Annotated in this window: 1 pseudogene; it reads right to left on the bottom strand. The window is 63.0% G+C overall.

What is annotated here, in order from left to right:
- Nucleotides 1–874 (bottom strand): annotated as a pseudogene (locus KUL93_RS11290) (ATP-binding protein); the annotation flags it as partial.

The following is an 874-nucleotide window of genomic DNA, read 5'->3' as shown; positions in this document are numbered from 1 at the left end:
ACATCCCCCACACGCCGATCGTTTGCTCGGCTTTTCCGGGCCACGGGTATTCGCGCTGCCAGATGCGCGCTTCCCACGGGATTGCGTCGCGGCGGTCGAACACCACCAGGTACGCCGCTTCCGCCCCGGCACGGTCGGCGTAGTCGGCGACCTGCGCTATCCCTTCGGCCACCACTGCGTCGGGGTTCTTGCCGTTGCGCACGAGTTTGCATTCGATCACCACTTTTTGCTTCGGCCCCAATAACCCTTCATCAGGGTTGAGCGGCCATTCGATCAAGAGGTCGGTACGTTTGCGCCCCAGCCCGTATTCGCGGTTGATGCGCCCGCCGCCATTGACGATGCGTTGCAGGAAGGCTTGCAACAATAGTTGCGGGCCCGCTTCCCGGTAAGAAAAGCCTTGCAGCCACGCGTCGGAGTGTTCGCGGAAAAACTCTTGGAACGCAGTGAGGAGTTTCGGGATCTGCAGGCGGTGGGTGGCTGGGTCGACGTACCACGCCGTTTCGTGGGTGATATAGACCTGTTTGGTCCAGGTGAGTTCGCGCGGGATCACTTCGCGGTAGATGCGGTTGCTGATGCGCACCATCGGCCGCACCGCAATCAGCCCCAGGTCATAGACGTATTGCAGATCGTCCGGGGCGATCTCTTCCGAGAGCGCCGCCGGGTCGGCTTCGCTTTCGAGGATCGCCGCGATCACCCGATGAACCCGCGGCTCGGAGAGTTTGTCGGCGAGCTGGTCGAGGTGGGTCGCGCGCGATTGGATGAGCCGTTCGCGTGCCAGTTGGTAGCGTTCGAGCGTCACCGGCGCCGTCCGGTCGGCGCGTAGCGTTTTGTCTTTCCAGGTGCATTCGTGCCCGAGCGCATTGACGAGCCACGG

The organism is Hydrogenophilus thiooxidans, from assembly GCF_019049855.1.
GTDB classification, from domain to species: Bacteria; Pseudomonadota; Gammaproteobacteria; order Burkholderiales; family Rhodocyclaceae; genus Hydrogenophilus; species Hydrogenophilus thiooxidans.
This window is presented reverse-complemented; position numbering and strand designations above follow the sequence as displayed.